The 1,972-nt window shown below is 65.9% G+C and carries 3 protein-coding genes and 1 pseudogene; 2 read left to right on the plus strand and 2 right to left on the minus strand.

Annotation, left to right across the window (positions count from 1 at the left end; all coding sequences use genetic code 11):
* Positions 1-562: PspC domain-containing protein (locus Y707_RS24025; RefSeq protein WP_035780615.1), on the minus strand; the 562-nt coding region annotated here is incomplete at its 3' end.
* 113 nt (positions 563-675) lie between these two features.
* Between Y707_RS24025 and Y707_RS0106565 the strand changes: the two genes are divergently transcribed.
* Entirely contained in the window at positions 676-1,083 is a 408-nt protein-coding gene (locus tag Y707_RS0106565; RefSeq protein WP_026534487.1) for a PspC domain-containing protein, read from the plus strand.
* 153 nt (positions 1,084-1,236) lie between these two features.
* Here Y707_RS0106565 and Y707_RS32700 read toward each other — a convergent pair.
* Positions 1,237-1,548, minus strand: a pseudogene (locus tag Y707_RS32700) (PspC domain-containing protein); the annotation flags it as partial.
* A gap of 113 nt (positions 1,549-1,661) precedes the next feature.
* Between Y707_RS32700 and Y707_RS0106575 the strand changes: the two are divergent.
* Positions 1,662-1,972, plus strand: a 311-nt coding sequence (locus tag Y707_RS0106575) for a PspC domain-containing protein (RefSeq protein WP_026534489.1), incomplete at its 3' end; no start/stop codon positions are given.

The following is a 1,972-nucleotide window of genomic DNA, read 5'->3' on the forward strand; positions in this document are numbered from 1 at the left end:
ATCCCGCCGTCGTCCTTTTCCGTTTCCGGTCGCGGGCCCTGCTGAAAAGCCACGCGCCGAGGGCTATCAGGCCGCCGACCCAGATCAAGGTCCATAACGCATCGCCAAAGCCCAGCGATGTGTCCCAGAAAGCACCGAAGGGACGGAAGAAACCGACGATGCTGACGATCAGCGCGCCAGTCATGCCATCCGTCCAATAACCGCGCGCCGCCCCTTCGAGGTGGATGCGGCCGTCGGGTTCGGGCAGGAGGGCCCAGGCGACGCCGTACGCGAGGACGCCGATGCCACCGAAGATGATGAACAGGATAAACAGGCCGCGTACGATCACGGGATCGATGCCGACCCGGTGCGCGATACCGCTGGAGACGCCGCCGATCCAGCGGTCAGTTCCGCGTTGGATGCCGAGTCCGCGGAGCCAGCCATAGAATCGGTGCGAAGTGCTCTGCTGCGAAGTACTCGGCTGCGGCTGCGGTTGTGCGTGTGGCCGAGGCGGCGCTGACTCGCCTTCCGCGTCAGGACCGCGGTTCTCTCCGCCGTCCTGCGGGTCATGGTGTGAGTTCATACTCCGATCATGCCAATGCCCCGCGGCGCAATCTATGAGGGCCTACCCTGAACCTTCCCTGACATCTCCCCGAGTGATGCCCGATGCCGCCCGGGACGTGTTTGGATTGTCCTATGGAACGCGTTCTGACCCGCTCGAGCAACGGCATCGTCGCCGGTGTTTGTGCTGGCATGGCGGAGCACCTGAACCTCAGCCCGATCGTCGTGCGCCTGGCCATGGCGGGCCTCTCGCTGGCCGGTGGTGCGGGGCTGCTGTTTTACGGCTGGTTGTGGGTTATGGTTCCGGTGGATACGGAAGCGGCTGCCAAAGCGGAGGGCGCGACGACGACGGCGGGGCCCGCTGCGGGTGCCACGGCTGCGGCGGGTACCTACGTCGACGCTTCCGGCGGCGTAGCTCCTTCGGGGACCCACTCCGAAGGGGGCGTATCCCGCCGTCGTCCTTTTCCGTTTCCGGTCGCGGGCCCTGCTGAAAAGCCACGCGCCGAGGGCTATCAGGCCGCCGACCCAGATCAAGGTCCATAACGCATCGCCAAAGCCCAGCGATGTGTCCCAGAAAGCACCGAAGGGACGGAAGAAACCGACGATGCTGACGATCAGCGCGCCAGTCATGCCATCCGTCCAATAACCGCGCGCCGCCCCTTCGAGGTGGATGCGGCCGTCGGGTTCGGGCAGGAGGGCCCAGGCGACGCCGTACGCGAGGACGCCGATGCCACCGAAGATGATGAACAGGATAAACAGGCCGCGTACGATCACGGGATCGATGCCGACCCGGTGCGCGATACCGCTGGAGACGCCGCCGATCCAGCGGTCAGTTCCGCGTTGGATGCCGAGTCCGCGGAGCCAGCCATAGAATCGGTGCGAAGTGCTCTGCTGCGAAGTACTCGGCTGCGGCTGCGGTTGTGCGTGTGGCCGAGGCGGCGCTGACTCGCCTTCCGCGTCAGGACCGCGGTTCTCTCCGCCGTCCTGCGGGTCATGGTGTGAGTTCATACTCCGATCATGCCAATGCCCCGCGGCGCAATCTATGAGGGCCTACCCTGAACCTTCCCTGACATCTCCCCGAGTGATGCCCGATGCCGCCCGGGACGTGTTTGGATTGTCCTATGGAACGCGTTCTGACCCGCTCGAGCAACGGCATCGTCGCCGGTGTTTGTGCTGGCATGGCGGAGCACCTGAACCTCAGCCCGATCGTCGTGCGCCTGGCCATGGCGGGCCTCTCGCTGGCCGGTGGTGCGGGGCTGCTGTTTTACGGCTGGTTGTGGGTTATGGTTCCGGTGGATACGGAAGCGGCTGCCAAAGCGGAGGGCGCGACGACGACGGCGGGGCCCGCTGCGGGTGCCACGGCTGCGGCGGGTACCTACGTCGACGCTTCCGGCGGCGTAGCTCCTTCGGGGACCCACTCCGAAGCTGACAG

Origin of the sequence: Arthrobacter sp. H14, assembly GCF_000520495.1 — a bacterium.
Lineage (GTDB): Bacteria > Actinomycetota > Actinomycetes > Actinomycetales > Micrococcaceae > Arthrobacter_C.

What these genes read in the sequence shown, in the direction of transcription:
- Y707_RS0106565 (WP_026534487.1), top strand. Translation starts at nt 676, where the DNA reads ATGGAACGCGTTCTGACCCGCTCGAGCAACGGCATCGTCGCCGGTGTT.